General features: G+C 37.8%; 18 protein-coding genes, 2 riboswitches and 1 other annotated feature. Of the genes, 10 read left to right on the forward strand and 8 right to left on the reverse strand.

Annotated features, from left to right (window positions below; all coding sequences use genetic code 11):
• Positions 1-146: 146 nt before the first annotated feature.
• The 3 genes from ACIQZG_RS21395 (at position 147) to ACIQZG_RS21405 (ending at position 3,218) form a co-directional block, all read left to right on the forward strand.
• On the forward strand, positions 147-782 hold the full coding sequence (locus tag ACIQZG_RS21395) for a YczE/YyaS/YitT family protein (protein ID WP_402757671.1): 636 nt from the start codon (positions 147-149) through the stop codon (positions 780-782).
• A gap of 101 nt (positions 783-883) precedes the next feature.
• The gene (locus ACIQZG_RS21400) at positions 884-1,960 is read left to right on the forward strand and encodes a nucleotide kinase (RefSeq protein WP_402757672.1); all 1,077 of its coding nucleotides are present in this window, start codon (positions 884-886) and stop codon (positions 1,958-1,960) included.
• A 58-nt stretch (positions 1,961-2,018) separates the two neighbouring features.
• A complete protein-coding gene (locus ACIQZG_RS21405; RefSeq protein ID WP_402757674.1) occupies positions 2,019-3,218 on the forward strand; it encodes a glycine C-acetyltransferase in 1,200 nt (399 codons plus the stop codon).
• A gap of 43 nt (positions 3,219-3,261) precedes the next feature.
• Here the strand turns inward: ACIQZG_RS21405 and ACIQZG_RS21410 are convergent, their stop codons facing one another.
• The 5 genes from ACIQZG_RS21410 to ACIQZG_RS21430 form a co-directional block, all read right to left on the reverse strand.
• Positions 3,262-4,395 (reverse strand): alpha-hydroxy acid oxidase, encoded by a 1,134-nt coding sequence (locus tag ACIQZG_RS21410; protein WP_402757676.1) that lies wholly within the window; start codon positions 4,393-4,395, stop codon positions 3,262-3,264.
• A gap of 9 nt (positions 4,396-4,404) precedes the next feature.
• Complete coding sequence (locus ACIQZG_RS21415; RefSeq protein WP_402757678.1) at positions 4,405-5,076, reverse strand: methionine ABC transporter permease; 672 nt, start codon at positions 5,074-5,076, stop codon at positions 4,405-4,407.
• Entirely contained in the window at positions 5,073-6,095 is a 1,023-nt protein-coding gene (locus ACIQZG_RS21420; protein ID WP_402757680.1) for a methionine ABC transporter ATP-binding protein, read from the reverse strand. Before ACIQZG_RS21420 ends, ACIQZG_RS21415 begins: the two co-directional genes overlap by 4 nt.
• A gap of 67 nt (positions 6,096-6,162) precedes the next feature.
• Complete coding sequence (locus ACIQZG_RS21425; protein ID WP_402757682.1) at positions 6,163-6,984, reverse strand: MetQ/NlpA family ABC transporter substrate-binding protein; 822 nt, start codon at positions 6,982-6,984, stop codon at positions 6,163-6,165.
• Positions 6,985-7,080: 96 nt separating this feature from the next.
• A riboswitch (SAM riboswitch) is annotated at positions 7,081-7,188 on the reverse strand.
• Positions 7,189-7,280: 92 nt separating this feature from the next.
• Positions 7,281-8,450, reverse strand: a complete 1,170-nt coding sequence (locus ACIQZG_RS21430; RefSeq protein ID WP_402757684.1) for a pyridoxal phosphate-dependent aminotransferase — start codon at positions 8,448-8,450, stop codon at positions 7,281-7,283.
• 96 nt (positions 8,451-8,546) lie between these two features.
• Here ACIQZG_RS21430 and ACIQZG_RS21435 point away from each other — a divergent pair, with 96 nt between their 5' ends.
• Positions 8,547-9,338, forward strand: a complete 792-nt coding sequence (locus tag ACIQZG_RS21435; RefSeq protein ID WP_402757686.1) for a carbon-nitrogen family hydrolase — start codon at positions 8,547-8,549, stop codon at positions 9,336-9,338.
• A gap of 107 nt (positions 9,339-9,445) precedes the next feature.
• Here ACIQZG_RS21435 and ACIQZG_RS21440 read toward each other — a convergent pair whose 3' ends face one another.
• The gene (locus tag ACIQZG_RS21440) at positions 9,446-10,588 is read right to left on the reverse strand and encodes an FtsW/RodA/SpoVE family cell cycle protein (RefSeq protein WP_402757688.1); all 1,143 of its coding nucleotides are present in this window, start codon (positions 10,586-10,588) and stop codon (positions 9,446-9,448) included.
• Between the two features lie 293 nt (positions 10,589-10,881).
• On the opposite strand from ACIQZG_RS21440, the gene ACIQZG_RS21445 reads away from it, so the two are divergent.
• The 3 genes from ACIQZG_RS21445 to ACIQZG_RS21455 all read left to right on the forward strand — a co-directional run bounded on the left by ACIQZG_RS21445 (position 10,882) and on the right by ACIQZG_RS21455 (position 15,732).
• The gene (locus ACIQZG_RS21445) at positions 10,882-12,552 is read left to right on the forward strand and encodes a methyl-accepting chemotaxis protein (RefSeq protein WP_402757689.1); all 1,671 of its coding nucleotides are present in this window, start codon (positions 10,882-10,884) and stop codon (positions 12,550-12,552) included.
• Between the two features lie 353 nt (positions 12,553-12,905).
• A complete protein-coding gene (locus tag ACIQZG_RS21450) occupies positions 12,906-13,859 on the forward strand; it encodes an L-threonine 3-dehydrogenase (RefSeq protein ID WP_402757691.1) in 954 nt (317 codons plus the stop codon).
• A gap of 247 nt (positions 13,860-14,106) precedes the next feature.
• Positions 14,107-15,732: a long-chain fatty acid--CoA ligase gene (locus tag ACIQZG_RS21455; protein ID WP_402757693.1), complete on the forward strand. Its 1,626-nt coding sequence runs from the start codon at positions 14,107-14,109 to the stop codon at positions 15,730-15,732.
• A 42-nt stretch (positions 15,733-15,774) separates the two neighbouring features.
• Here the strand turns inward: ACIQZG_RS21455 and trpB are convergent, their stop codons facing one another.
• Together trpB and ACIQZG_RS21465 are read right to left on the reverse strand one after the other, a co-directional pair.
• Positions 15,775-16,938, reverse strand: coding sequence for a tryptophan synthase subunit beta (gene trpB / locus ACIQZG_RS21460; protein WP_402757695.1), 1,164 nt, complete (start codon positions 16,936-16,938; stop codon positions 15,775-15,777).
• A gap of 61 nt (positions 16,939-16,999) precedes the next feature.
• Positions 17,000-17,200 (reverse strand) — a binding site (T-box leader).
• A gap of 381 nt (positions 17,201-17,581) precedes the next feature.
• A complete protein-coding gene (locus ACIQZG_RS21465; RefSeq protein ID WP_402757697.1) occupies positions 17,582-18,064 on the reverse strand; it encodes a QueT transporter family protein in 483 nt (160 codons plus the stop codon).
• 6 nt (positions 18,065-18,070) lie between these two features.
• Positions 18,071-18,115, reverse strand: a riboswitch (PreQ1 riboswitch).
• Between the two features lie 175 nt (positions 18,116-18,290).
• Between ACIQZG_RS21465 and ACIQZG_RS21470 the strand changes: the two genes are divergently transcribed.
• From ACIQZG_RS21470 to ACIQZG_RS21480, 3 genes are read left to right on the forward strand one after another with little or no spacing between them, the layout of a single operon-like run.
• The gene (locus ACIQZG_RS21470) at positions 18,291-18,983 is read left to right on the forward strand and encodes an ABC transporter ATP-binding protein (protein WP_402757699.1); all 693 of its coding nucleotides are present in this window, start codon (positions 18,291-18,293) and stop codon (positions 18,981-18,983) included.
• Between the two features lie 19 nt (positions 18,984-19,002).
• Positions 19,003-21,264, forward strand: a complete 2,262-nt coding sequence (locus ACIQZG_RS21475; protein ID WP_402757738.1) for an FtsX-like permease family protein — start codon at positions 19,003-19,005, stop codon at positions 21,262-21,264.
• Complete coding sequence (locus tag ACIQZG_RS21480; protein WP_402757700.1) at positions 21,261-21,839, forward strand: TetR/AcrR family transcriptional regulator; 579 nt, start codon at positions 21,261-21,263, stop codon at positions 21,837-21,839. The genes ACIQZG_RS21475 and ACIQZG_RS21480 overlap by 4 nt, the downstream gene beginning before the upstream one ends.
• The last annotated feature ends 552 nt before the right edge of the window (positions 21,840-22,391 follow it).

The following is a 22,391-nucleotide window of genomic DNA, read 5'->3' on the forward strand; positions in this document are numbered from 1 at the left end:
GCTGTCCGTCAGACTTCATGGAACCGCCGTATACGGATCCGTACGTACGGTGGTGTGAGAGGACGGGAGTTAGTCGCTCCCTCCTACTCGATTTGGAAAAATATGATATAGTAGAGCAATCTCATACATAAGGAGTAATTTGTAAAATGAGAAAGGTTATTGGATGGCGTTGGACGTTTTTTATCGTCGGTATGATCATTATGTCGCTCGGCATTACTATGTCGATTAAAGGAAAAATTATTGGAACAAGTCCATGGGATGTGTTGCATGTAGGCTTATTTCAAAACTTTGGTTTAACAATTGGTACGTGGTCGATCTTGACGGGGCTGTTGATTATTATTTCGACATCATTAGTATTAAGAGAATGGCCCAAAATCGGTACTTGGTTAAATATGTTGTTGATTGGACTATTTATTGATGTGTTTAACTGGCTGTTGCCTGCGACCGATGTTTATGTGTTACAAATCGCATATTTTGTAGTTGGTGTGCTTATTTTAAGTTTTGGCTGTGGAATGTATATCGCGCCAAATATGGGAGCGGGACCACGAGATACACTAATGATGATACTTGTTGAAAAATTTGGTGGAACTATTAAAAGTGCGCGAATGGGTATTGAAGTGTTAGTGACCGTTTTAGGTGGACTACTCGGTGGACCCGTGGGTGTCGGAACAGTTGTCATTGCACTAACATCAGGTTACATTGTGCAATACTCATTACCGTATTGTAGAAAAGTGTTAATAAAGTGCATTGGAAATATGGAAGGCGTAAAGCCGTTTTATTGAAATGAGTAGGCTACTTTTATCGAAAATGATAAAAGTAGCTTTTTCATGTTTTTAGGAGAAGCATCATATAATGCATGGCAGAAGGCAAAGGGGGATGTACATTGAACGGAAACGTAACTTATTATTTTGGACACGCATTGACGGGACAAGGTAGGAAGCATTTATATAAAGAAATGATGGAGGAGGCATCGCTTGTATATATATTGCAAGGGGCACCGACATATAAAGGGGCAGAGCTTTTAAAGGAACTTGGCTATTTCTATGTGAAGCAAGGTTTTTCCGTAGAATGGTTCAAACATCCGCTTCTTGAGGAAATTGTGGAAGCGGTCTTTATTCGAGAATGTAATTATCTGTTTGTATGGTCATCCGAGTGGAACCTTGAACCAACATTGCTAGGCACAAAGCATCGTGTCATTTCTTTCTATGATTGTTTGGAAGAAGAGCAGCTAGAAATTGTTGGCGAGCAGCTTGCTACAGCGATGAAGGAACGGGAGTTATGGCGTGAAAAAAGTATTTGTATGCTAGCGATTGCTAAGAAACTACATGATGACTGGGAAGTTGTGACGCAAAGCTGTATGGACTGGCAAGCTTTGGATGAACAGATCACTACTTTGAAGTCAGATATTTTTCAATCAATGACACTCAATAAAACAGGTGCGCGTACACATCGATTACTTGGAACCTTAACGCCAACAGGTGCGCAAAATACGGTAGAAAGCATGACAAAAAATTTAGCACGACGATTAATGATTAAAGGAAAGCCGGGTACAGGGAAATCTTCATTAATGAAAGGTTTGGCGGATGAGGCGAATGCAAGAGGGTTAGACGCACAAATTGTTTGGTGTGGCCTTGATGCAGGTTCGGTTGATATGATCATTATTCCTGAGTTGAATTTCTGTATTTTTGATAGTACAGATCCACATATTTTCGATCCCGAAGAAGGAAGAAGTGGGGATGCTATTTTTGATATGGGACAGCATTGCAAGCTGACAGAACAGGCAGAAGCAGAAATCGAAGAAATCCGTTCTTCCTATAAAGAAACGATGAAAAATGCAATGGGCTATTCAGCACGTTATGCAGAGGCTGAGCATACAATTCGTCAACTAATGGACCGTTGCTTGTCAACATCAGCATGGCGAGATAAAACTGCGCCATTATTTAAAAGATTGCGAAATTGAATTATATCAATAGAGTATGAATGTGCTAAACTAGGAACGAGTAGTTTTTTTAGAAAGGATGATACTAGTGTCTAAAATATTGAATACATTTTTAGATGAAAACTTACAAGTCTTACGTGAACAAGGCTTATATAATGAAATCGATCCAGTAGAGAGCGCGAACGGACCTATTATTCAGGTTCGTGGCAAAAATCTTATTAATCTATCTTCCAATAACTATTTAGGCTTAGCCACAAACGACGAATTAAAACAAATTGCGAAAGCAGCGACAGATAAATACGGTGTAGGTGCAGGGGCAGTACGTACAATTAACGGTACACTTGACCTTCACGTAAAATTAGAAGAAAAGCTAGCAGAATTTAAAGGTACAGAAGCGGCTATTTCATATCAATCGGGCTTCAATTGCAATATGGCTGCCATTTCAGCTGTTATGGATAAAAATGATGCCATTCTTTCGGACCAATTAAATCATGCTTCTATTATAGATGGTTGCCGTTTATCACGTGCAAAAATTATTGCGTACAATCACTCTGATATGGAAGATTTGCGTGCAAAAGCAAAAGAAGCGACTGAATCGGGTTTGTATAACAAAGTGATGGTTATTACAGACGGTGTGTTCTCGATGGATGGTGATATTGCAAAGCTTCCAGAAATCGTAGAAATCGCAAAAGAGTTTGATCTGATTACGTATGTGGATGATGCACATGGATCAGGTGTAACCGGTAAAGGGAAGGGTACAGTAAAGCATTTCGGTTTAGAAAAAGAAATTGACTTCCAAATCGGTACATTATCGAAAGCTATTGGTGTTGTGGGTGGTTATGTAGCGGGTAAGAAAAACTTAATCGACTGGCTGAAGGTACGTTCTCGTCCATTCTTATTTTCAACAGCGTTGCCACCAGGTGATGTAGCAGCTATTACAGCAGCAGTTCAAATGCTCATAGATTCGACAGAGCTTCACGATAAGCTTTGGAATAATGGTGATTACTTGAAAGCAGGACTGGCGAAGTTAGGTTTCAATATTGGTAATTCTGAAACACCGATTACACCGTGTATTATTGGTGATGAAAAGTTAACACAGGAATTCTCACGCCGATTATTTGAAGAAGGTGTTTATGCCAAATCAATTGTTTTCCCGACGGTTCCAAAAGGTACTGGACGTGTGCGTAATATGCCAACAGCGGCACATACGAAGGAAATGCTCGATGATGCATTAGCAATCTATGAAAAAGTAGGACGCGAATTAGGGATTATTCGATAAATATGAAACAGGGATGCCTCTTTTGGGAGGCATCCCTGTTTTTTTAGCCTTTCACTAATTGAAGCTTATGCGCTTCTGCAATACTCGCAGCACCAGCAAGGGCTATGGATACTTTGAATTCTTCGTAAATGTTTTGCATTACTTGTTCTACACCAGCTTGCCCAGCTAATGCGAGACCGTAAACAAATGGACGGCCAATCGCTACTGCATCTGCGCCAAGCGCCAAAGCTTTTAACACGTCAATTCCGCTGTATACACCACTATCCAAAATAACAGGTACGCGACCTGCTACTACTTCCACAATGGAAGGAAGAGCATCTAAGCTACCGATGACACCGTCTAACTGACGACCGCCGTGATTGGAAACGATGATTCCATCAATGCCATTATCTAGTGCAAGCTGTGCGTCATCAGGATGTAATATCCCCTTTAAATAGATTGGTAAGGTTGTACGCATTTTCAACTCTGCGACATGTTCCCACGTCATATGAGGGTGGTACACATTATCGATAACTGAAGCGACATAGCTTTCAAAGCTGTCGTCGGGTAAAGTAGCTCTGAAAACAGGATCTTGCATATAATTTCCTTTTGCAAAGCCTAATTTTAATGGCGAGAATTGATTGCGCACATCTTCTGTACGCCAACCAAGCATAACTGTATCAACCGTAAGAACGATTGCTGAGAAACCTGCCTTTTCAGCGCGCTCTACCATACTATAAGAAATATCCTCGTTTTTAGACCAATACAATTGGAAGAGACGTGTGCTATTCGGTGCAGCTTTTGCGACGTCCTCCATGGAAAAAGTCGACACGGTACTTTGAATATATGGTATTGCTAATTTTTCAGCAGCTCTTGCTACAGCTGGCTCGCCGTCTGGATGCTCCATCCCGTTCATACCAACAGGTGCAAAAAGAAGTGGTGTTGGAAATGTTTTGCCGAACAATGAAATCGACGTATCTAGCTTTGATACATCTCGTAAAAAACGAGGTGTAATACTATATTTTTCAAAGGCTGCTCGGTTATTACGAAGTGTTTGCTCGTTTCCAGCACCTGATTGAATATAGCCAAATGGGCCTGCTTCTAGTTTTTCTTTAGCAGCTTGTTCTAAGTCCGAAAAAGCGATAGGAAAGGGCTTTTCAGCATTAATGTTTTGTAAAAGTAAATCACTATTTGTCATGACGATCACCTAATCCTTTTTTAGTTTATCTGCTAGACGATTCCCAATAGATTGAATGCTTTGTACAAGAATGATTAATAAGAAAACAGTGACGTACATAATGTCGACTTCATAGCGTAAATGACCGTAGCGATAAGCAAGGTCACCAAGTCCACCTGCACCGACAAGTCCAGCCATGGCTGTTGCACCGATTAAGCCAATTGTGGCAATTGTTAAACCCAATACCATTGAAGGGCGAGCTTCACGTAATAATACATGCCATACAATTTGTGTACGTTTAATACCCATAGCTTTGTAGGCTTCCAATACGCCAGATTCTACTTCTAGTAATGCTGTTTCAATCAGACGCGCTAAATAAGGTGCTGTATAAATGACAAGTGGCACAATTGCCCCATTCACACCAATTGTTGTACCTACAATCGTCTTTGTTAATGGCAGGATGAAGAATAATAAAATAATAAATGGCACTGAACGAATAATATTGATGATTAAATTTAACACCTGGTAGAAAAACTTATTGCTATACATTTGGCCAGGGCGTGTAAGGACAAGAAGTGCACCTAGTGGAACACCAATCAATATAGAGAATAACAGTGAAATGCTGACCATTTGGAAAGTTTGAAGTGCGGCTTCCCAAATAATTGCCCACCATTGATCGATAAAGTCTGTGATTAAACTCATGCGTTAGTCCCTCCTAATACTTCTGTTATGACACCGTTTGTTTGGAAGAACTGTAGGGCTTTTTGTACTTCGGACTGTTCACCGTGAATATGAGTCACGATATTACCGACAACACCATTTTTAAGTTCGATAATGTTTGCTGTTAGAATATTAGGCTTTACATTAAATTGAAGAGCCGCTTCTGTAATAAGTGGATTTCCTGTACTTTCGCCGACAAAAGTAAGACGTGTAACGGCACCTGATAAATTTAACTGCTCAATTAATGATGATTTTAATGTACGCTGTGAAATGGTATTGAGAAACTTTTGGGTCGTTTTATGGTGAGGCTTTGTAAACAAATCAATGGCCGAACCTTGTTCAACGACTTTTCCGTTTTCAAGAACTGTAACATGGTCGCAGATTTTTTGGATGACGTTCATTTCATGCGTAATCAATAAGATGGTAATGCCTAATTCAGCGTTAATTTTTAGTAGTAAATCTAAAATAGAATCAGTCGTTTCAGGATCGAGAGCACTTGTAGCTTCATCACTTAATAAAATTTCAGGTTCTTGTGATAGGGCTCGTGCAATGGCCACACGTTGTTTTTGGCCGCCTGATAACTGACTAGGATAGCTTTGTTGACGTTCTTTGAGGCCAACAATAGCTAAGTATTTTTCAACGCGCGTTTCAACTTCCTTTTTGCTATAGCCAAGCAAGCGTAAGGGAATCGCCACATTTTCATAAACCGTTGCAGTTTTCAGTAAATTGAAACCCTGAAAAATCATGCCGATTTTTTGGCGCGTTTTACGTAGCTCGCTTTCAGATAAAGTTGTTAAATCAACATTATCTATTTTGACACTTCCAGAAGTAGGGCGCTCCAATAAATTCACGCAACGAATTAGTGTACTTTTTCCAGCACCACTATAGCCAATAACGCCATGGATTTCTCCTTTTTTAACGTGCAGATTAATATCGTCAACAGCTCGAACTGTGCCACTCTTCGCTTTGAATTGTTTCGTTATATTTTGTAATTGAATCATGTAGTCACGTCCTTTTTGAAAGATAAAAAGCTACCGCTTGAAACGGTAACTTTTTTGAAATACGTTATTACCAAGTTGGTAAGATAGAGCCTTCAAATTCTTCTTCGATAAATTTTTTCACTTTGTCTGATTGGTAAGATTCAATAAGTAATTTTGCTGCTGCATCATCTTTATTAGCAGCACGCACAACTAATTGGTTTGCATAAGGTGAATCAGCAGCTTCGATTAATAGTGCATCTTCAGTTGGCTTAATGCCTGCTTCAAGTGCATAGTTAGTATTAATTGCTGCTACATCTACTTCTGTTAATTGCTTAGGAATTTGAGCAGCTTCTAATTCGATGAATTTAAGGTTTTTAGGGTTTTCATCTAAATCGTGAATTGTTGCTTTTGCACGTTTCTCTTTATTGATTTTGATGAAGCCTGCCTCTTCCAAAATATAAAGTGCACGAGTGCCGTTTGTCGGGTCATTTGGAATTCCAACAGTAGCACCTTTAGGGATATCATCGAAACTGTCGTACTTATCAGAGTAAAAGCCCATTGGACTAATATACGTAACGCCAACAGATACAAGATCTGTTCCTTTATCCTCGTTAAATTGTTTCAAATAAGGACCGTGTTGGAAGCTGTTTACATCAATTGAGCCTTCACTAAGTGATGTATTTGGAAGTACATAATCCGAGAATACTTTTAATTCGAGATCTAAGCCTTTTTCAGCAGTTATTTCCCCAACAACTTCCATGATTTGTTCGTGTGGACCAGGTGTTACACCTACGATTAATTTTTCTTCACTTAATGTTTCACTGGTTTTTCCGTCATTGCTACCGCAAGCAGCGAGAACTCCTGTTAAAATAGCTGCTGATAAAAATAAACCAAATTTTCGTTTCTTCATGTGTTATTCCTCCAATAGATATATGTATAGTTGGTATTTAGAAATTTAAAAAACCTCTCAAGATGTTTCGTCAGGAGAGGCAATAGAACAATACCTCTCTTATCTTTCAAAACAAATACTGTTTTGCTGGATTTAGCACCTTTCTGATAATCAGATGGTTGCCGAGCTTCATAGGGCCAGTCCCTCAGCTACTCTTGATAAGAGATGTTTATTAAATTTAAAATCTATTGGAATAACAATATAGTAAAAAAGTTTAGAAAGCAATAACTTTTCAGAAAATGATAAAAATTCTGCGTTTACGCAGAGAATAAGCCTAATTTCTCGATCCTTATCATTGCTTCACGTAGTCGACCTTCACTTACGAGAAGACCAACGCGCACGTAGCCCTCACCATATTCACCAAAGCCGTTTCCCGCGGCGACTGCTATATCTGCTTTATCTAATAGAAAATTTGCAAATTCTTCACTTCTAAAACCCTTTGGGACAGGTAGCCATGCAAAGAACGAGCCCTTTGATGCAGTCACTTGCCAACCTATGCGATGAGCTTCTTCTACAAGTACATTACGACGGCGTTCATATATTGCTCTTAGTTCGTCAGTGCAGTCTTGAGACGCAGTGAGTGCGACTGCTGCTGCTTGCTGTACGGCAGGGAACTGGCTACAAAATAGATGATCTTGAATGATGTTAATGGCTTCGATAATTTTTGCATTCCCAACTGCAAAGCCGATACGCCAACCCGCCATATTGAAGGTTTTTGATAGGGTATACATTTCGATACCAACTTCTTTGGCACCTTCAGCTTGTAAGAAGCTAACAGGTTTGACGCCATCGAAGCCGATTGCACCGTATGCAAAATCATGCGATACGACGATATTATTTTCTTTAGCGAATTTTACAGTTTCCTCAAAGAATGCAAGATTTGCTGTGCCGCCAGTCGGGTTATTTGGATAATTCATATACATAAGCTTTGCACGCTCTTTTGCTTCATCTGATATTTTGCTGTAATCCGGCAAGAAGTCGTTTTCAGCTTGAAGCGGCATTATGTGGTAATTGACGTCACCTAATACAACGCCAGATAAATAATCCGGGTAGCCTGGATCGGGAAGTAGCATATAATCACTAGGATTTAAAATAGCCATTGGTAGTTCGACAAGCCCGATTTTTGTGCCGCCGAGCACGGCCACTTCAGTATTTGGATCAATATCGACATTGTATTCACGTTTGTAAAAGTCTGCTGCTGCTTGACGTAATTCTTGTACACCTCTAAATGGGGAGTACTTGTGGTTTTGTGGATTTTCAGCAGCTTCTTGTAATGCTTTAATAATATGAGGCGGTGTTGGTTGGTCAGGGTTTCCTTGTCCGAGATTAATGACATCGCGACCTTCTGCCAGTGCTGCATTAACTTTTTGTACAAGTGCAGCAAAGAATTGTGTTGGTAGTTGTTGTAGTTTTTTAGAGAATTCCATGTACATTCACCTTTTTCAGAATATAATAATTACTAATAGATATATGTTGCAAATACTATTACTTTTTTTTCTAAATGTCTAGAGGAGGATGAAATCGTGAAAATAGGGTGTATCCAATTAAATGTAGGTTTTGGTAAGGTCGAGGAAAATTTTGTCCGAGCTGAAGAGAAAATTCGTGAAGCTGCAAGCCAAGGAGCAGAAGTTATTGTTTTACCAGAAATGTGGAACACAGGTTATGCACTAGAAAAATTACCAGAGCTAGCAGACGTTGATGGTGAACGTACAAAAGCATTTTTACAAGGCTTATCGATGGAACTAGGTGTCCATATTGTTGGAGGGTCTGTTTCGACGAAGAAGGATGACAAATTTTACAATACGATGTACACGTTCGATAAAGATGGTGAGCAAGTAGGTGAATATAGCAAGGCTCATTTATTCCGATTAATGGACGAGCATTTATTTTTAGAAGCGGGAGATAGCATGAATCGCTTCCAACTGGGCGATATCGAAGCGGCAGGTGTGATTTGCTACGACATTCGTTTCCCGGAATGGCTACGCGCCCATGCACTTGACGGCGCAAAAGTATTGTTTGTACCAGCGCAATGGCCAACACCACGTATTGATCATTGGAAGACATTATTACAAGCACGTGCCATCGAAAACCAATGTTTCGTCATAGCAGTCAATCGTATTGCCAACAAAGTAGAGAACTTCAATGGCCAATCAATGGTCATTCAGCCTTGGGGTGAAGTACTTTGGATTGGTGCTGAAGATGAAGAAGTTGCTGTGATTGACGTGGATTTTTCGATTGTTGATGAAGTACGAGGGAGAATTCCTGTTTATGATGATAGACGCCCTGGACTTTATAGCGGGGTCGTAAAAAATTAGTAAAAAAATAACCCCAGCAGAAAAAGTAAGTTTCTGCTGGGTTTTTACTATGAGGTAGGAAAACTACTAACAAAGTACACAAATTGTATTTTTGTGCTTCGATATTATCAATCATATGTATCATCCTGTTGCTTTGATGTAAACATATAACCGTTATAAGAATTATGAATAACCATCACAATACCCATTAGCATAAAGTTTGATAAAAGAGAACTACCACCATAGCTTAGAAAAGGTAATGTCACACCTGTTACAGGCAAAAGTCCGAGTGTCATACCTATATTTTGCGTGATTTGGAATGCCAGTAAACTAGAAATACCTGCGCCCATCAGTGTCATAAATGGATCTCTAGCTTGCACAGTAATCAGGACAATTCGATAAATAACAAAAAACAATAGTGCAATAACAAAGGAGCCACCAATAAAACCAACCTCTTCTGCGATAGTAGAGAAAATATAATCTGTATGCTTTTCAGGGATGTAGACCTCGTTATTTAAATAGCCTCTCCCAGTCATTTGTCCTGAACCGATTGCTATGAAACCTTGCCTAGATTGGAAAGATGAATCCATATACTCGTAGGGATGAAGCCAGCCATAAATACGTGAAACTTGGTGACCTGATAATTTCGCCAAAAATGTCTCCGTGAAAAAATCATTGAATTTTACATAAAGAATAATGAATGCACTTACGATAACCGTTGGCACTGCAGCAAATGCTATAAGTAATTTTGTTTGTATGCCCGAAAAGAAAATCATTGGTAATATCATCGCCATATAGAGCATGATCATCCCTGTATCAGGCTGGCGATATACAATAAGCATAGGTGGAATGACAATCAGTGCAATTTTAAAAAGTAGCTTAAAATCTGCTAAATAAGACGGACGCGTAAACTTCTCCTGATGTGCAACGATAACCTTACTAATAACAATTAAAAATGCAAACTTTAAAAACTCCGATGGCTGAATAGTACCGATGAACGGAATCTGATACCAAGCCTTTGCTCCATTCACCGCGCGCGCAATGCTTGCAGGCGCAAAAATCAATCCTGCAGTCACCCCGACAATTAATCCATAAAAAGGCCAACCAATCTTTTTTAATTGCTTAATATCAAGTATGGTCACACCATACATCACTAAAAAACCGAGTATGTAAAAAATGAATTGTTTTATAGTGAAGGAGCCTTCGTATTGTCCAATTGTTACACTACTCGAATGAACGAAAAGACAACTAATTCCTCCGAGTAATAACAAACTAAAAGCTAAACTTTTATCAACCTTTACTTTACCCCAAATTTCAAATACCCCCTATATTTGTAAGATGTTTTATTAATACAGAACGATAGGGTGAAGGAAAAGTTTCAAATTAGAAGCTAAAATAGCAAGAATTTTACTTGGAAAAGTACTAAATTGGTATTGAAGTATGGATAATGTTAGTTAATTAATTTTCAATGCCAATTTTAGTGAAAACTTTACAAAAACATCACACAGGCTTTATATCCCAACATTATCCTTATTGGTAAGGATGGAAGAAGGAGCCAAAAGTGATGCATTTTTTTCGTTACATTAAAGTAAAGGATAAACTACTTGTACTCATGATTGTTTGTGTACTATCGAATGTACTGTTGGGTGTGTTTAGTATAGATTATTTGCGGAAAATGTCGTGGCATGCAAGTGAAAGTTATACACAAGGGCTTGTCCCAATTGGCTGGTTGAATGAGTTAGAGGAAGCTCAGAGACAAATGGATTTTTTAGTAACGACGAGTGGTAATCATCAGGAACTAGCTACGCTACTAAAAATACAAGAGAAACCTTTACAACAGTTAGAGAGTCTGGATATCGATAAAAAGATGAGTCATCAGATGAAAAAATACAAAACGCTACTAACGCAGCAAAGGGAATTGATAAACAACTATCAACGTTTGGATGTAGATGCACTAGAGAAATTTTATGAGCAGTCGTATTTACCGTTGGGCAAGGAGACCCATACATTATTAGAAGAGACACAAAGTTATTTAGTGAAACGTGCAGAGGAACAGCAAGCAGCTTACCAAAAAGATGTGCAATTTGCTTATTGGTTGTTAGGTGGCGTATGTATAGCTGTCGTGTTGCTTGTTGTGGTCATTGGTTATGTAGCTACAAAGGCAGTAAATGTACCGACTCGTCAGTTGAAATCTTTGCTAAAGCGCGCGGAGCAAGGTGATTTTACTGCAAATGCTAGCTATGTGGCCCAAGATGAGTTGGGAGAGGTTGTTCTTTCTTATAATCAGATGGTGACAGAAGTGAAGAGGCTATTACTGACTGTGACAAGTAGTGCACAGGAAGTTGAAGGAATGACGGGAAAACTTCAAGAGTCGTCTGAACAAGCAACAACGACGACGATGAAAATGGTGAAGGATATTCAAAAAATTTCAGATTCAACGGGCATATCGACAACAAAATTAGCCTCGAACACGGCCTCTTTAGACGAAATGCTAAAAGGCGTGCAGGTCATTTTAGAAAAAGTAAAGTCAGTTGAACAGTTTGCTTATGAAGCTGCGAGAGATGCTGAAAGTGGAACAGACATTGTACAGGCGAATTTATCGCAAATGAACGTAATCAAGCGTGCGGTTGAAAAGTCAAATACAGCTATTTCAAATCTTGTCGAGCGAGCGGAGACGATCGATCAAATGGTAGAGGTTATTGAAAGAATTACGGCACAGACAAATTTACTGGCACTAAACGCATCCATAGAAGCCGCAAGAGCAGGTGAACATGGAAAGGGCTTTGCAGTTGTTGCGAATGAAGTGAGAAAATTAGCAGAGCAAACAGTACGCTCAACACAAATGATAACGTCGATTGTACAAAATATTCACGTTGATTCACAGTACGCTGTACAAATGATGGAAGGTGTATTAATAGCGACGGATAAAGGAGTAGCAGTTACGGGGCAAACAGCCATAAGCTTCGAGCATATTTTAGAAAAAGTCCATACTATAAAGCCTTATATGTTTGAAGTTTCGACAACGGTGCAACAAATTGCTAATCATACAGAGAAAATCAGCGAGGATGCGCTTATGTTGACTGCATTTTCGGATGAAAATGCAACTTCGACTAAACATGTAGCGGCATTAACAACAGAGCAACTAAAAGCACAGCAACATTTTCATAATTATATAAAAGAGGTGCGAAAAGTATCGAAAGTATTGCAAATTGCTGTGAAACGCTTTTCGATTTAATAAAAAATGTGTAACGAACAAAAATAATGAAGTTTCGAGAAAAAATGGAGAACTTTACTTTATGAAGAGTCATAAAGAGAGTTCTTTTTTTATGTGGAAAATAGATAGTTGTATTTTTAGGGAAGACATATGTGTTTTTAAGGTTATTTCCGTCACATTATTTAGGAGAGTTCATATACTAGAAGTAGCGGATTTTATGTTGAATTTTCGGAAATATTAATTTTTTGTATTGTATTTTTAAAAAGAACAAATTATAATGATAAACATCAAAGGTATTATTAAATCAATGTTTATTATATGAATAATGTACTTTCTGAAAATACAAATGTTTTTTTGGTCGGAGGTTATTGGATATGAAAAAGATTATGGTGACCGGAGCGCTTGGTCAAATTGGTTCTGAATTGGTAGAAAAACTTCGTGGTATTTATGGAGAGGACAATGTGTTAGCGACAGATATTCGCAAGCTTGAACATACAAAAGGTCCATTTGAAATTTTGGACGTCTCAGATGGCCAAAAAATGCATGATTTAGCAAAGGATTTCGGTGCAGATACAATGATGCATCTAGCTGCATTATTATCTGCTACTGCTGAAAAAAATCCATTGTTTGCTTGGAATTTAAATATGGGTGGGTTAATGAATGCATTAGAAGTTTCACGTGAGTTAGACATTCAATTTTTTACACCTAGTTCGATTGGGGCGTTTGGTCCGTCAACGCCAAAGGACAATACACCACAAGATACACTACAACGTCCAACGACGATGTATGGGGTGAACAAGGTTGCAGGCGAATTATTATGTGACTATTATTTCAATCGCTTTGGTGTGGATACACGTGGTGTACGCTTCCCGGGCTTAATTTCTTATGCAACTCCTCCAGGTGGTGGTACAACTGATTATGCGGTTGAAATTTATTATAAAGCGATTGAACAAGGTAAATATACTTCTTACATTAAAGAGGGCACATACATGGATATGATGTATATGCCAGATGCACTGCAGGCAATTGTTGATTTAATGGAGGCAGATAGTAGTAAGTTGATTCACCGAAATGCATTTAACATTACGGCGATGAGCTTTGAACCATCTCAGATCGCTGCAGAGATTAAAAAACATATTCCACATTTCCGTTTGGATTATAAAGTTGATCCTGTACGCCAAGCAATTGCTGATAGTTGGCCAAATTCTTTAAACATTGAAGCGGCACAAGAAGAATGGGGCTTTAAAGCAGATTATGATTTAGCAAGAATGACGGAGGATATGCTGGCTAAGTTAAAAGTAAAGCTTCAAAAGAAAGCAATTTCATAAATAGATAACCCCCGTAGTGTTGTGCTACGGGGGTTATTCATTTTAGGCATAAATACAGATAGTGATATAACTATATGGAAATACAAAATAACGGGATTAAAAAGAATTTTTATGGAATATATAGCGTATTTATTAGATTTCCAATATAATTGTATTCAGAATATTAATAGTATTCAAACTAAAATATTCTATTAACTATTCAACAAGGGTTTAAGGGGAATTTCATAGAAGAAGGGATGAATGTTTTATGATGCATGGACCATTAGTGTTAACGAATTATTTTAAACGAGCAGAAAGTTATTTTGCAAGAAAGACAATTATTTCACGTACAAGCCCTACTAAAATTCACCGTTTAACGTATGGCGAATGGGCAAAAAGAACACGCCGATTAGCAGATGCATTGACGAAGCTAGGTATGGAGAAGGGAATGAAAATTGGTTCCTTCGCATGGAATCAGCATCGTCATTTAGAGGCATATTTTGCAGTGCCGTGTTCGGGCGCTGTGTTACATATGGTAAATATTCGCCTATCTGAAGAGCATTTAACTTTCATTATTAATCATGCAGAAGATGAAATGTTACTAATTGATGTAGACCTTGTACCAATTATTGAAAATATTGCATCTGAGCTTAAAACAGTAAAACATTATATTATTATGACGGACGAAGAGACGTTACCAGAAACAACTTTACCAAACGCACTATCTTATGAGGCTTTACTTGCTGCTGCTGATGAGAACTTTGAATTCCCAGAGGATTTAGAAGAAGATGCACCAGCTGGTATGTGTTACACAAGCGCAACAACGGGCAATCCAAAAGGTGTAGTTTATACACACCGTGGATTAGTACTTCATAGTACGATGCTTAATATGGTGGATTCGATGGGAATTTGTGAACGCGATGTCGTGATGCCAATCGTGCCAATGTTCCATGTAAATGCATGGGGTTTACCGTTTGCAAGTGTAAATGTTGGAGCAACGCAAGTACTACCAGGACCTCAATTTACATCGAGTTTAATATTAGATTTAATCGAACAGGAAAGGGTTACATTAACAGCGGGTGTACCAACGATTTGGCTAGGTGCTTTACAAGAGCAAGAAAAACGTGAACGAGATATTAGTTCATTACGTGCAATTTGCGCGGGCGGTTCTGCTTCACCTGCAGGGTTAATTCGTACATTTGAAGAGCAATACGGTATTCCATATATCGTAGTGTACGGCATGACTGAAACGACACCGATTGTGGCCTTGTCGAATTACATGTCATGGATGGAAGAGTGGCCGATTGAAAAGAAAGTGGAATCACGTGGTATGCAAGGCATGACGATGGCTGGTATTCAGTCGAGCATTGTAAATGAAGAGGGGGAAGTACCTTGGGACGGTGAGACGATGGGAGAACTGCGTCTACGTGGCCCATGGATTTCACATGAATACTATCGTGATGAGCGTACGGTAGATGCATATCGTGATGGCTGGTTGTACACAAGTGATATTGCCGTACGTACGGAAGATGGTTTCATTAAAATTATGGACCGTACGAAAGATCTAATTAAATCTGGTGGGGAATGGATTTCTTCGGTAGATTTAGAAAATGCCTTAATGACGCATGCTGATGTCTTCGAGGCGGCTGTTATTGCAATTCCACATGCAAAGTGGCAAGAGCGTCCACTTGCTTGTGTCGTGTTGAAAGAGGGAGGCTCTGTAACAGCTGAGGAGCTTCTTGGCTTTTTAGAAAGCCAATTTGCGAAGTGGTGGGTTCCAGACGATATCGTATTCTTAGATGAGATTCCAAAAACATCAGTGGGTAAGTTTTTGAAGGCCAAGCTACGTGATAATGTTGCAGAAATTTATCCGAAATTAAATTCATTAGTATAAAAGAAAGAGCGATTTCCGATGACGGAATCGCTCTTTTACAGTTTATTTATTTAGCATTTGGAAAACTTGCTCAACGTCCTTATCACCACGACCGGAGATGTTGATGATGATGCTTTCTTCGCTTGGAAGTGTTGGCGCAAGCTTTAATGCATGTGCGACAGCATGTGAGCTTTCAAGTGCTGGAATTATTCCTTCAATTTTTGAAAGTACTTGGAATGCTTCTAATACTTCTTCATTCGAAACTGTTACATATTCTGCACGACCGATTGTTTTTAAATGGCTGTGCTCTGGACCAGCACCAGGGTAATCAAGGCCTGCTGCGATTGAATAGGTTGGCAATGGATTGCCTGCTTCATCTTGAAGCAATAAACATTTGAAACCATGTAAATTACCTGGCGTTCCTTCATTTAATGTAGCGGCTTTATCTGGTTCAATACCGATTAGTCGAACATCTTCATCTGTAATGTATTCAGCGAAAGCACCAATTGCATTACTGCCACCTCCAACACACGCAAGTACAGCTGTAGGTAGCTTGCCTTCTTTTTCAAGAATTTGCTCACGGCTTTCTTTGCTAATAACTGATTGGAAATGCTTCACCATTGATGGGAATGGGTGAGGTCCAACTGCTGAACCTAGTAAATAGAATGTAGTTTTATAGTTTTCCACTAAATCAGCGAAGGCTTCGTCTACAGCATCTTTAAGACGACCTTGACCTTTATCGACGGCCACGACTTTGGCACCTAGTAACTCCATGCGGAAAACGTTTAATGCTTGGCGTTTAGTATCCTCAAGGCCCATGTAAATCGTACAGTCCATACCAAACATAGCACAAGCAGTCGCTGTTGCAACGCCATGTTGACCAGCGCCTGTTTCAGCGATCACACGATTTGCACCCATACGTTTTGCAAGTAAAATTTGTCCTAATACGTTATTAATTTTATGTGAACCTGTATGATTTAAATCTTCTCGTTTTAAGTAAATCTTCGCGCCACCTAATTGTTTTGTTAAGTTTTTAGCGAAATATAGCGGTGATTTCCGGCCGACATATTCACGAAGATAGTATTCTAATTCATTTTTGAAATCTTCGTCTTCTTTATATTTTTGGAAATTTTCATCAAGTATATTTAATACGTTTTGAAGTTCTTCAGGAACGAAGCTACCTCCGAATTCACCAAAATACCCTTTTTTCTCTGCTACTGTATTCATCTAATCTCGACTCCTCTATTCTAATTTTGTCCATAAAAAAAGCCACTTCAATCCCTTAGTTAAAAAGGACGAGTAACCGTGGTGCCACCTTTGTTCGCAATAATTGCGCACTCAAATCTCCTGTAACGGGGAGTAAGGCCGTCCTCACATTTTGATGAGGAAGCTCCGAAGTCCATTCGCAAGTATGTACTGCTGATTTACACCAACCATCAGCTCTCTACAAATACAAAAACTTGTTACTACTCTTCATCTACGCATGTTATTGAAATGAATTTTAAGTTATTTTCAGAATATTGTCAATGTTTGTGAGGATTTGTTCAAGGGACCTGTTGATTTTCGTTTCAGGAGGACGCGTTCAATAGGGCGAGCCTTGAGCCGCTTTGTCGTGTTATTCCTACACACTGGAGCGAGCGTAGCGAGTGAAGCAGCTTATCGGCCCCCGGAAAGCGCACAGCCGGAACGGAAATCACCCTATGTGACTGAAGTTAAAATAGCTTTCAAGTACCAATTTTGGTAAAGACTAATTTTAAGAACGATTTATTCACGCAATTTTTATGGATAAGATACTTTATCAACAGAATATATGTGGGGAGAGGAAAGCAATAAAAAAAGACGAATCTCCATAGAGACTCGTCTGAAAACGTTAGATTAATTTTTTGAAATTCAAACGTTTGTTTAGTGCATACATGATAGGTGCACCGACAGCTAATACAACGAATTCACCAACTGCGACTGTTAGCCATGTCCATAAGAATGGCAACTCAAGTGCCAAATTTAACTCGAAGGCAATGATGAACATTGTGCATGTAAATAACAAGGTGTTAATGATTAAACGAGCCCATATGTTTTTCACAAATTTACATATGAAGATAAATAGGCTAATTGTAATCACAGAGTGCCCTACACCAAAAGCCAGATCGTATACGCCAAGTGGTGAAAATATATTGGAGATGAAGACACCAATAATAATACCAACAGCAAAGCGTGGATTAAATGCGACTAAATGGTTGAACATTTCCGATACACGGAATTGCACCTCGGTAAAACCAAATGGTGTAACAAGCAAAGTCACAGCAATATACAACGCTGCAATAATTCCACTTGTTGCTAAAAATTTTACTTTCATATTCATTTCTCCTTAGTTTTTTTTCGTGGGATGGTTACGAACCACGGTGTTTTGCACAAGTAGGTATTTTAGTATAACAATATATAGATGTCAAATGTCTGAAAACAGGTGCTTAGCGGAAAAATAAAAATCGTTGGAATATTGTGGTTGACAAATTAATTGATCGATAATAACATTCAGTTAATTGATTAATCAATTAATAAGTGAAATAATTAGGAGGACTATCATGTTAAAGGTGAAAAATCTGATCAAAAGATATCAAAATGGTAATGAAATTCTTTACGCACTGAATTCAGTTTCTCTGATGATTGAGGATGGGGACTTTGTAGTAATTTTAGGTCCATCAGGTTCAGGGAAATCGACTCTTTTAAATGCCATTTCAGGTTTAGAGCAACCTGATTCGGGGAGTATTACATATGATGATTATGAGATTTGTGGATTAAATCAGCGAGAATTGACAAAATTCAGGCGAGATAAAACGGCTTATATTTTTCAAGCCTATTACTTACTTCCATTTCTAAACGTTGAATCTAACATAAGAATGGGTGCTGACTTAAATGGAAACAAGAATATTACAGAAATTATTGAAAATATAGGACTTCATGGACTGGAAAAACGTCTTCCACATGAACTTTCAGGAGGGCAACAGCAACGTGTTTCTATTGCACGTGCTTTAGCAAAAAAACCAGATATATTGTTTTGTGATGAACCAACGGGTGCTTTGGATGAAGAAACGAGCAAGCAAATTTTGACCTATTTGAAGCATCTTCAAAAACAGCTGCAGTTCACAATTGTAATGGTAACTCACAATACCAGTATTGCTCAGATAGCAACGAAGGTTATTAAAATGACTAGTGGAAAAATTGCAGAAGAAATTATCAATGATAATCCAAGGAATATCAAAGAGATTACTTGGTAAGGAGGGGCTGAGGGCATTGATGAAAATAAAAAAGCAATACCAAAATCTTTCGCTTGTAATAGTTGTAGCCTGTGCTGTTTTTATTTGTACGTTATTAGTTATGTATCTCAGTACTACTTACTCCATTAAAGAGACGTTGGATCGACAAAATCAACAAGACTTTTCTCTCACCCTAAAGGAAGAGGCAACAAACTATCAAAGTAAATTAGAAACAGCTAAAGCAGATATTTCTGAAAGAATTGTTGACTTTTCAAATAAATATTCTTTTAAATATAATTCCGTTAATTATAAAGTTATTTATGATGGGAATTATATATATCGAGTGATGAATACTAAGCGAAGCATAGATGTACCGATATATTCGGAAGGTGTTGCACCAATAAAAAAGAGTGAAATTGCGATTGATAGTAATTTTTCACGAAAAAATAATTTTTCTGTAGGAGACACTATTACATTTAATAATAAAGTACACCACATTAGTGGGGTTTTTACATTACCGGATGCAGTCTCTCCAAATGTTACGGATAACAGTATTAACTATACGCCCGAGACGCAGGCAATAGTATTATGCAGTGAAGAAGGTTATGCCACTTGGAATGAGACAGAAAAAACAAGTTATTCAGGGCGATTTTTAGACAGTCTGTCAGAAGAACAGAAAAAAATTATTCTTAATAAAATGCTTGCGAATCCGGACATCCAGTTCTTAGTGCATAAAGAAGATAATCCTCAAGTACTTTCTACGTTAATTGCAAAGGAAAAAATGTTTAAAATCTGCCTTATAAGCGCAATAAACATTCTAGGCTTAACTTCTATGGTGTTGCTTATAATAATTATTATTCAAAGTGTTGCAGAAACAAAATCAGATATGGGTGTATTAAAAGCATTAGGTTACTCCACTGTACATATAGCTAAACCATATTTCCGCTATGGATTTATAGTTTTTGCGGGTGCTGTGTTTGGATATGTTGTTGCATATTTTATTAGTCCATTATTTACAAAAAAAATTAACGCTACACTGCTCTTGCCTAATGTTCCACAATATTTTGATATTGTACAATTCGTAATTTTTACAATTACGCCAGCGCTGTTTTTTTCAGTATTAGCCTTTGGAGTCGCATTTTTCACTTTACGAAAACCACCTCTTGAAATGATTCATGGAGCTGGATCGGTAAAAATTAATCGTTTTGTTAAGTGGGTTGGAAGAAGAAGTACAACAAGTCCTTTTAATAAAACTACCTTTAGAATGATTGCACTGAATAACCTTATACTAGTATTCTTCGCTTTACTCACAGGCTTTATGGCGAGTGCTAATTTGCAAATTGCCTTTTCTTTGCAAGCAATGCCAGATAAGGTATCCTCGTTATCCCTTAAAGGGGCAGAATATGAGAGCAATGTTCGTTTTATTGAGGCGAAGGAAGATATAATCTCTGACTCTGAGACACCTTATTATACTAAAGATTGTAAGTTAGAATTTCCTAACGGTAGTATATTAAATAACGGACAATTTATTGCGTTATCCAATAGTCTATCAGTTTTTAAACTCTATAGTATACAGAAGCAAAAGGAGATAGATATTTCCAATGAGAGCGGCATTGTTGTGAATGAGTGGATGCGCAAGAAATATGACTTGTCGATTGGTGACTCTGTAAAGGTTTACGTGAATGACAATATCTATATATTACCTGTAACGGCAATTGAGCAATCTGTGTATGGTGAAGCGGTCTACAGTAATATTGACTTGGCTTTAAATATAGGTATTTTGGAAAATGAAGTGTATAATGGCGTTTTCACAAAAGCTAATGTAGAATTCGACAACAAACAACATATTTTTGTTTCGAAAATGGAAGACATTGAAAGTGCAAGTTCTCAAAAAAAAGAAACTTATTTAGCACTATCTTTTCTATTTATCATTATTGGTCTGACTTTGAGTGTCGTTACAATTAGTATTGTTGTTAAAATTATTATTTCTTCCAATCGAAAATATTTGGCGATGATGAAAGCATTCGGATATACGAATGAGGAATGCAGTAAAATAGTCTTGTCAGGTTTTCGAATCATAGCATACATCGGCTTTGTAATTGGGACCGTGTATTCTATGATCCTAACAAAGTATTTGTTTGACATGCTGACAAAACAGTCCACAATAGCAATGCCGATGACACCAGATATAAAGGTAATAGTACTTTCCTTTGTTATCTTTGCTGTTTCATACGAAGCTATTATGTTACTCTATAAAAAAAGCATGAACGCTATTTCATTGCAGGAGGTTATGATGAAATGAATAAACGCCGCGAACAGAAGGAAATCAGACGGGAGCAAATTCTAAACGCGGGCTTGGATTTGTTTATTAGAAACGGTTATCACGGAACTACAACGAAAGAGATTGCAGATTCATTTGGTATCAGCCAAGGATTACTGTTTCATTATTTTGCATCTAAAGAGGAATTGTATCTAGAACTTTTAAACCGTGCAAAAATGGGAATGGCTGATGTTAGAGTTTCTGAAACGGAATTAGGGCAACCATTAGAATATCTTGAAACAATGGTTAAGAGGATACTGGAATCGTTCGAATATTTTCCAATATCTGCTAAGTTATTTATGTTAGTGGCACAATCACAAATTGGAAGTAATTTACCTCATTCAATCCAACTGGCTGCAAAAGACGTTGCTGCATCCAAGGACTTTGAAGTATTAGTACAAGCAGGACAGGACAAAGGAGTTATCCGAGAAGGCGATCCAAGAGCTCTTTCAGGTTGTTTCTTTTCAGCAATTCAGGGCGTCGCACAAACGTATATTTGTTTCTCTGATATCCCCTTGCCAAAAAGCAATTGGTTGCTAGATATACTGAAAAAGTAATATTTATCTAAGTAAAATATTTTCTGATTAACGTTCTTACATGTCTGTTAAATAATATAATGTGAGTACTTATGAGTAAAGCTCAGCCTGTCGTTTCCTATGAGATGGCAGGTTTTTTATTATTGTAAAAGAAGTATGGGATAGAGTTCTTTTTGAACTGAATAAATAATAATTTTATTACACGTAATTTTCGCTTAAAAACCAATCGAAAAAGATTTGTGAATCTATTTTTATCATAATGGTATCATTTTTTATCAAGATAGGATGTGTTTACATTAATAAGTATTTAAGGAATAAAGTAATCAAGAGTCAAATGTCTGAAAAATAATGTTGTTCAAAAAATTCGTGACTTGTAAAAATTAAAATTTGCTAAATTGACATAAAAAATTTTTTTATTTTACAAAAATTTTTAAACCTACTTGAATCGCGTAGTTTAGCGGTTTAAAGCGGCAAATTAATAGAAAAGATAAAATATTTTGTCATATTTAAAAGTCAGAACATTCATAATGTTGTTGACGAACCCCCTTAATAACGATAATATAGCGATACATT

The organism is Lysinibacillus sp. NPDC096418 (assembly GCF_044762775.1).
In the GTDB taxonomy this organism is placed as follows: Bacteria; Bacillota; Bacilli; order Bacillales_A; family Planococcaceae; genus Lysinibacillus.

Excerpts from the sequence above, each read along its gene's own strand:
- ACIQZG_RS21420 (WP_402757680.1), bottom strand. The coding sequence starts at position 6,095 with ATGATTCAATTACAAAATATAACGAAACAATTCAAAGCGAAGAGTGGC.
- ACIQZG_RS21475 (WP_402757738.1), top strand. The coding sequence starts at position 19,003 with ATGAAAATAAAAAAGCAATACCAAAATCTTTCGCTTGTAATAGTTGTA.
- ACIQZG_RS21455 (WP_402757693.1), top strand. The coding sequence starts at position 14,107 with ATGATGCATGGACCATTAGTGTTAACGAATTATTTTAAACGAGCAGAA.
- ACIQZG_RS21465 (WP_402757697.1), bottom strand. The coding sequence starts at position 18,064 with ATGAAAGTAAAATTTTTAGCAACAAGTGGAATTATTGCAGCGTTGTAT.
- ACIQZG_RS21430 (WP_402757684.1), bottom strand. The coding sequence starts at position 8,450 with ATGGAATTCTCTAAAAAACTACAACAACTACCAACACAATTCTTTGCT.
- ACIQZG_RS21410 (WP_402757676.1), bottom strand. The coding sequence starts at position 4,395 with ATGACAAATAGTGATTTACTTTTACAAAACATTAATGCTGAAAAGCCC.
- ACIQZG_RS21405 (WP_402757674.1), top strand. The coding sequence starts at position 2,019 with ATGATACTAGTGTCTAAAATATTGAATACATTTTTAGATGAAAACTTA.
- ACIQZG_RS21445 (WP_402757689.1), top strand. The coding sequence starts at position 10,882 with ATGCATTTTTTTCGTTACATTAAAGTAAAGGATAAACTACTTGTACTC.
- trpB (WP_402757695.1), bottom strand. The coding sequence starts at position 16,938 with ATGAATACAGTAGCAGAGAAAAAAGGGTATTTTGGTGAATTCGGAGGT.
- ACIQZG_RS21450 (WP_402757691.1), top strand. The coding sequence starts at position 12,906 with ATGAAAAAGATTATGGTGACCGGAGCGCTTGGTCAAATTGGTTCTGAA.
- ACIQZG_RS21425 (WP_402757682.1), bottom strand. The coding sequence starts at position 6,984 with ATGAAGAAACGAAAATTTGGTTTATTTTTATCAGCAGCTATTTTAACA.
- ACIQZG_RS21470 (WP_402757699.1), top strand. The coding sequence starts at position 18,291 with ATGTTAAAGGTGAAAAATCTGATCAAAAGATATCAAAATGGTAATGAA.
- ACIQZG_RS21480 (WP_402757700.1), top strand. The coding sequence starts at position 21,261 with ATGAATAAACGCCGCGAACAGAAGGAAATCAGACGGGAGCAAATTCTA.
- ACIQZG_RS21395 (WP_402757671.1), top strand. The coding sequence starts at position 147 with ATGAGAAAGGTTATTGGATGGCGTTGGACGTTTTTTATCGTCGGTATG.
- ACIQZG_RS21415 (WP_402757678.1), bottom strand. The coding sequence starts at position 5,076 with ATGAGTTTAATCACAGACTTTATCGATCAATGGTGGGCAATTATTTGG.